General features: G+C 35.0%; 4 protein-coding genes, 2 tRNA genes and 1 rRNA gene. All 7 read left to right on the plus strand.

Features of this window, described 5'->3' with window-relative positions; all coding sequences use genetic code 11:
- Positions 1-8: 8 nt before the first annotated feature.
- Positions 9-1,820, plus strand: a complete 1,812-nt coding sequence (locus H0I28_RS14955; RefSeq protein ID WP_218759594.1) for a hypothetical protein — start codon at positions 9-11, stop codon at positions 1,818-1,820.
- Positions 1,821-1,920: 100 nt separating this feature from the next.
- A complete protein-coding gene (locus H0I28_RS14960; protein ID WP_218754972.1) occupies positions 1,921-2,343 on the plus strand; it encodes a hypothetical protein in 423 nt (140 codons plus the stop codon).
- A 43-nt stretch (positions 2,344-2,386) separates the two neighbouring features.
- Positions 2,387-3,115: a 1-acyl-sn-glycerol-3-phosphate acyltransferase gene (locus H0I28_RS14965; protein WP_218759595.1), complete on the plus strand. Its 729-nt coding sequence runs from the start codon at positions 2,387-2,389 to the stop codon at positions 3,113-3,115.
- Positions 3,116-3,119: 4 nt separating this feature from the next.
- Entirely contained in the window at positions 3,120-4,103 is a 984-nt protein-coding gene (locus H0I28_RS14970) for an acyl-ACP desaturase (protein ID WP_165734367.1), read from the plus strand.
- A gap of 1,496 nt (positions 4,104-5,599) precedes the next feature.
- A 16S ribosomal RNA gene (locus H0I28_RS14975) occupies positions 5,600-7,117 on the plus strand.
- Between the two features lie 84 nt (positions 7,118-7,201).
- A tRNA-Ile gene (locus tag H0I28_RS14980) sits at positions 7,202-7,275 on the plus strand.
- 81 nt (positions 7,276-7,356) lie between these two features.
- A tRNA-Ala gene (locus tag H0I28_RS14985) sits at positions 7,357-7,430 on the plus strand.
- The last annotated feature ends 94 nt before the right edge of the window (positions 7,431-7,524 follow it).

The raw sequence follows: 7,524 nt of genomic DNA on the forward strand, positions 1-7,524 counted from the left end.
ATATAAAAATGAAAAAAATACTTTTATTATTAACAGTTTTTTCAATGGTTTTCACTTCTTGTGATCCATTAGAAGATATATATGAAGAAGTTGATGCTAATGCATCTGGAGTAGCAGGAGACGTAGTACTTACGCTTACGGATGAAGATTATGAAACTTTAGGTTTGTCTTATGGTAGTTTTAATTCAGAAGATGAAGCAAAAGAAGCTTTACCTGGTTTTTTATCAGATAAATACCCAGTTTGGGGAAATAGATCTACTGCATTAATTTCTTATGACTTATATGTAGGGAATGCATTTTCTGTTAAAAATTATACTTTAAGTTTAGAAGATTACGCAACTAGCGGAAGTACTTTATTAGGCTTTGAAGTTACTACTACGCCAGCAGACTACTTAACAGACATCATTGCAGGTGAATATGACGAGGCTAATGAAGGAGATTATGTATCTGCTTATTATGACCAATATACAGGTAGCGTATTTACGGTAACTCCAGAGGTTTCTTTAGATGAAAATTTAGATTACGGTACAGTTGCTGGAGATTTAACCACTGTTTCTGGTGGTTCTTGGGTTAGTCATTCAGGTGCTCCTAATGAATTAATGTATGTAGCTGATGGTTTAACAATGGCAGATTATCCATCTTCAAATGTTGGTGGAGCTTTAGAAATTTCTACTTCAGGTTCAGAAGATGTAAATACAGCTATTTCTCCAGAATTAACTTCAAATAAAGTTTACTCTAGTGCTTTAATTAAATTAAGTGAAGTAGGTGACGGAACTTATTTTTTCCATTTAATGGAAGAAGATGGGAGTTTTAACTTTTCAGCAAGAACAGGAGCTAAAAGCGATGGTAATGGAAAAGTATTATTTGGTATAGGTGCAAGTTCAAGTTCATTAACTTACGGAACAACAGCTTACGAATTAGATACTACTTACCTTATAGTAACTTCTTATGAAGTAGAAACAGGTATTGCAAATTTATATGTATTAACAGCAGTTTCAGATGTAGAACCAACAACTCCTGAAGCTACTAATACTGGAAACTCTGGTAATTCTGCAAAAAGAATTGGTATCCGTCAAGGAGGTGGTGGACCATCTGCAATAATTGATGGTTTCCGTGTTGCAAACACTTGGTCTTCTATTATGAGTAATGAAACTTTAGAAGATGAAACTGTAGGTGATAAAGAAACATATAATGCAATTTATACTTTTACTGAAGGAGCTTGGGTATTACCTTCTGGTAATGGTTATTATTCATTAACTGATACAGATTTTGCTTCAATAGGTATCGAAAACTTTGGAAGTTCAACTTCTGCAGGTGATTATTTACCAGCATTCTTAAACCTTAAATATCCTTATGCATTAGAAGGAGATGTATTAAATGTATTGTATAAATATGTTTCTAGTTCAAGTGGAGAGCAAATACGTGGTGATGCATATACAAAAACAGCTGGTGTTTGGGTTGCACATGAGTCTACAGTAGTTGCTTCTTTACAATTAGAGCATGATGGTAGTAATTGGTTACCAGATAATACTATTAAATATGAATTAGTTGATGCTGATTATACATTAATTAAAGATACGTATGGAGAAAACCCAGATTTTGCAGCTGCTGTTGCAAACCTAGATACTTATGGTAACATCAGTACTTTTAACTGGACAGACGAGCAAATTGATACTGTAATTAATACAGTAATTAATAAGCACTTCTCTGGTATGGAAGAAGATCAAAAATTTGCAATTACAGTTTTTGTTTATAATGGTTCTTCTCAAAATGTAGTTTACAGATATATTTTAAAAGGAGATACTTACATAAGAAATTAATTTTTTCTTACATAAATTATTAAAACCACCTCAAATGAGGTGGTTTTTTTATTATTAAAATTAGTAACTTTACAGCTTTAAAAATCTATTAAAAAATATAATGAAAGACGTACATTCATATTGGGCTTATTTAGTATTAGCAATTTTAATCTTTACAGTATTTAATGCTATTACAGGTGTTCTTAAAAAAAGAACATTTACAGACAAAGATTTAAGATTAGGGTTGTTTACCTTAATTCTATCTCATATTCAATTATTAATTGGTTTAGGATGGTATTTTATGTCGCCTTGGTATAAAGCATTAAAAGCTAACGGAAGTGAAGTTATGGGAGACAAAGCAGCAAGACTTTTAGCAGTAGAACATCCTTTAATGATGGTTATTGCTATTGTGCTTATTACAATAGGTTGGTCTAAACATAAAAAGAAAACAGAAGACACAGCAAAATTTAAAACTTTTGCAATCTTTTACGGAATTGCTTTATTATTAATTCTTTCTAGAATACCTTGGAGTAACTGGTTTTAATAACTAACATTTCTGCCTAAGTAGAAACCTTTATTAGAGTTCAATGAAAATTTTAAGTTATATAGTATCACCAATTTTTATATTGGTGTTTTTTTTAAGTCTAGTTATATTTCATCCATTACAATGGTTGGGCTTAAAAATATTTGGATATAAAGGACATCAGTTAGTGGTAGATTATATGAACTGGTTTTTATCCAAAACACTATTAATTTTAGGAGTCGTTGTAAAGGTTAATAATCCACATAAATTACCAGAAAATTGTTCACTTATTTTTGTGTCTAACCATCAAAGTATGTTTGATATTTCTCCAATTAGTTGGGCATTTAGAAAGTATCAACTAAAATTTGTATCTAAAAAAGAGTTAGGTAAAGGCATACCAAGTATTTCATTTAACCTAAGACATGGCGGTGCCGCGTTAATAGATAGAAAAGATCCAAAGCAAGCAATTTCTGCTTTAATAACCTTTTCCAAAAGAATTAAGGAAAATAAATGGGGTGCTGTTATATTCCCGGAGGGGACTAGGAGTAGAGACGGTAAGCCTAAGCAATTTGCAATAAACGGACTAAAAGTAATAACTAAAGTCAATAAAGAGGGGTATATTGTGCCGATTACCATAAATAATTCGTGGAAAATTTTTAAATACGGAAAATTTCCATTAGGTTTAGGTAGTCCAATTACATTTACAGTTCATCAACCCGTAAAAATAAACACTTTACCTTTTGATGAATTATTAGAAAAAACAGAATCAGTTATTAAAGAACACATAAAATAAAACCATGTCTATACACAACGTAAGAAAAGAAGTGATGCTAACTTTAGAAAAAAGTATGGATCGCTTTATGGAAAAATACTTAATCCCTGCAGAAAAAATCTGGCAGCCAACAGACTTTTTGCCTAATTCTCAAAAAGACTCTTTTATTACTGAGGTAGAAGAAATTAGAGAACTATCTAAAGAGTTGCATGACGATTTTTGGGTTGTACTTGTAGGAGATACCATTACAGAAGAAGCATTACCAACCTACGAATCTTGGTTATTAGATTTAGATGGAGTATGTCAAGATCCAGACAATAGTTGGGCAAAATGGGTAAGAACCTGGACAGCAGAAGAAAACAGACACGGAGACGTGTTAAATAAATACCTTTACTTATCAGGGCGTGTAAATATGCGTGAAGTAGAAATTTCTACACAACACTTAATTGCAGATGGTTTTGATATTGGTACATCAACAGACCCATATAAAAACTTTGTCTACACTAGTTTCCAAGAATTAGCAACCTATGTTTCACACAACAATGTAGCTAAAATTGCACGTAAAAAAGGACACAAAGCCTTGGCTAAAATGTCTAAGATTATTGCAGGAGATGAAATGCGTCACCACAAAGCATATACAGAATTCGTAAAAGAAATCTTTAAAATTGATCCTAGTGAAATGATGTTGGCTTTTCAACACATGATGAAATATAAAATTGTAATGCCTGCAATGCATTTAAGAGAATCTTTTGAAGAGAAAGGGACTTTGTTCGATGATTTTTCTATCGTTGCACAAAGAGTGGGCGTTTATACAGGTTTCGATTATGTAGACATTATAAGAAAGTTAAATGAAGCTTGGGAAATTGATAAAATTACAAATCTTACGCCAGAAGCAGAAAAGGCAAGAGATTATTTAATGAAGTTACCAGACAGAATGTACAGAATTACAGAAAGAATTGTAGTTCCTCAAACTGACTTTAAATTCAAGTGGATGTTAAATCCTAGTTAGTATTAGAAGCTATTTCCTGCTTTCCGTTATATCTTTTTGTGAAAAACAAAAAGGATGTCACTGCAATCAGGGCTAAACTAGTTTGCTTACTAAGGTCATTGCAAAGCAAATGTTTTGTATAATCTAGCAATCTTTTATAAGAAAGATCAGCCCCTTCAGGTTTCAAAAACCTAAAGGGGCTTTTTTATTTAATACAATTATGTTTTCTATTTTCTATCTGTTCAACTTTTTTTGATGTTTATTTGTAATTGCTCGCTTGCAAAGAATTCTAGTAAAGGAAATATAATTAGAGTTTTCATTGAACCCTCAAAATCTTTCACATCGAAGTATTGTGAAGTCTAATGACAGTGATAATGCCAAACTGTACGCAAAACAGATATTATATAAAAAGTTTTGCGAATTAATTAGTTGTTCTAAATAGGTTTCAGAACTTAATTCTATGAGTTAATAAAAAAAAATACACGCCATTTAGAGGAACAAAGCAATTTCACCTTCTAATTATATCTAATAATAAATCATTTACAGAAGAGCTCCTCTCATATATTAGAGTCTATGTTCTTGTTTTTTTTGTAAAATCTATATTAAAAGGATTATTCTAACACTCCGAGGATAATTAACCCAAGTACTTTTTTTACAAAAAGAACCATGGCAAGAACTATTATTGCGCCAGAAATGACGTAATTCTTAACTAACTGAACACATTTCAACCACATTATTTCATAGAACAACGCACATTTCAACAAATCTCAAACAATAATAATGTCTATTACCACTATTATGTTTTCTCTGTCCCTCTGTGTTAAAAACAAGCATCCACTTCCAAAACCACCCCAGAACCTAAAACCTTCAAAATACCCTCAAAAAAACTTTCTTCATAAACAGTTAAAAACAAGTGTCTTAAAACCCATTGTAAAATTAAATTAAAATAAAGGTAAAAAAATAGTTGTTAGATTAAAAATGAGTTGTAAGTTTGCACCCGCTAACAGTAATATTACACAGTTAGCAACGTTCATTGAGGAGTTGTAAGTAAGTTGATTATTAGTATTTTAATTAGATAAAATGTCAAAATTTTATTAAAAATAAAATAACAATTTCCTTAGGTTTATAATTAAAAAGAGTTGTATGTTTGCAGTCCGAAATTTTCGGCAAAAACGTTCAAAAGTTTTTTAGTTTTAGAGCAAGCAAAAAGAAATTAAAAAAAAGTTTAATTTTTTATTGTCAGATTAGAAATAGTTTGTATGTTTGCAGCCGCTAAGAAATACAGCGAAAACGATCAGGGAAAATTTGGAATGACTCTTAAAAGAGTCAGTTAGTTCGAGTCTAACATTTCTACAAAGTTTTATTTAGGGAGTAGCTTTTAGGGTTGCTTTTTAAGATTAAAACAAAGTTCATTGAAAATATTGAAATTGACAGCGTAATTAAAGAGTAGAATAACCATGTTTAGATTTATTTAAACAAATTCTTTTGAAACTTATTCATTAAAATATTTAAAATATACAATGAAGAGTTTGATCCTGGCTCAGGATGAACGCTAGCGGCAGGCTTAACACATGCAAGTCGAGGGGTAACATTGTGCTTGCACAGATGACGACCGGCGCACGGGTGCGTAACGCGTATAGAACCTACCTTTTACTGGAGAATAGCCTTTAGAAATGAAGATTAATGCTCCATGGTATTGAGTTTTGGCATCAAGACTTAATTAAAGATTTATTGGTAAAAGATGGCTATGCGTCCTATTAGTTAGATGGTAAGGTAACGGCTTACCATGACTTTGATAGGTAGGGGTCCTGAGAGGGAGATCCCCCACACTGGTACTGAGACACGGACCAGACTCCTACGGGAGGCAGCAGTGAGGAATATTGGGCAATGGAGGCAACTCTGACCCAGCCATGCCGCGTGAAGGATGACTGCCCTATGGGTTGTAAACTTCTTTTATACAGGAAGAAACACTGGTATGTATACCAGCTTGACGGTACTGTAAGAATAAGGACCGGCTAACTCCGTGCCAGCAGCCGCGGTAATACGGAGGGTCCGAGCGTTATCCGGAATCATTGGGTTTAAAGGGTCCGCAGGCGGTCGATTAAGTCAGAGGTGAAATCCCATAGCTCAACTATGGAACTGCCTTTGATACTGGTTGACTTGAGTCATATGGAAGTAGATAGAATGTGTAGTGTAGCGGTGAAATGCATAGATATTACACAGAATACCGATTGCGAAGGCAGTCTACTACGTATGTACTGACGCTGAGGGACGAAAGCGTGGGGAGCGAACAGGATTAGATACCCTGGTAGTCCACGCCGTAAACGATGGATACTAGTTGTTGGGCATTAGCTCAGTGACTAAGCGAAAGTGATAAGTATCCCACCTGGGGAGTACGGTCGCAAGACTGAAACTCAAAGGAATTGACGGGGGCCCGCACAAGCGGTGGAGCATGTGGTTTAATTCGATGATACGCGAGGAACCTTACCAGGGCTTAAATGTAGTCTGACAGCTTTAGAGATAGAGTTTTCTTCGGACAGATTACAAGGTGCTGCATGGTTGTCGTCAGCTCGTGCCGTGAGGTGTCAGGTTAAGTCCTATAACGAGCGCAACCCCTGTCGTTAGTTGCCATCAAGTAAAGTTGGGGACTCTAACGAGACTGCCTACGCAAGTAGTGAGGAAGGTGGGGATGACGTCAAATCATCACGGCCCTTACGTCCTGGGCCACACACGTGCTACAATGGTATGGACAATGAGCAGCCATCTGGCAACAGAGAGCGAATCTATAAACCATATCACAGTTCGGATCGGAGTCTGCAACTCGACTCCGTGAAGCTGGAATCGCTAGTAATCGGATATCAGCCATGATCCGGTGAATACGTTCCCGGGCCTTGTACACACCGCCCGTCAAGCCATGGAAGCTGGGAGTGCCTGAAGTCGGTCACCGCAAGGAGCCGCCTAGGGTAAAACTGGTAACTAGGGCTAAGTCGTAACAAGGTAGCCGTACCGGAAGGTGCGGCTGGAACACCTCCTTTCTAGAGAAAGATGGTGAGTTACAAAAAAAGGTCATTTTTACTCTTTGCTGTTAATTTTATAATATAAGTATTTTAAGCTATTATAGTCTCGTAGCTCAGCTGGTTAGAGCGCTACACTGATAATGTAGAGGTCGGCAGTTCGAGTCTGCCCGGGACTACAAATAACTAAATACTAAGGAAATTCTGGAAGTAAGAGGATTCTACATTCATAATTTAGGATTTATTCTGAATTTCATAATGGGGGATTAGCTCAGCTGGCTAGAGCGCTTGCCTTGCACGCAAGAGGTCATCGGTTCGACTCCGATATTCTCCACAACGGTCAATTTCAAGTAAATAGACCACAAGTTCATTGACATATTGGTAAAATGATATCGTAAGAATCAAATAGATAGAGAACGATTAGAGCA

This window comes from Polaribacter sp. AHE13PA, from assembly GCF_019278505.1.
Taxonomy (GTDB): Bacteria; Bacteroidota; Bacteroidia; order Flavobacteriales; family Flavobacteriaceae; genus Polaribacter.

Coding starts and splice junctions, on each gene's coding strand:
- H0I28_RS14955 (WP_218759594.1), top strand. CDS start 9: ATGAAAAAAATACTTTTATTATTAACAGTTTTTTCAATGGTTTTCACT.
- H0I28_RS14960 (WP_218754972.1), top strand. CDS start 1,921: ATGAAAGACGTACATTCATATTGGGCTTATTTAGTATTAGCAATTTTA.
- H0I28_RS14965 (WP_218759595.1), top strand. CDS start 2,387: ATGAAAATTTTAAGTTATATAGTATCACCAATTTTTATATTGGTGTTT.
- H0I28_RS14970 (WP_165734367.1), top strand. CDS start 3,120: ATGTCTATACACAACGTAAGAAAAGAAGTGATGCTAACTTTAGAAAAA.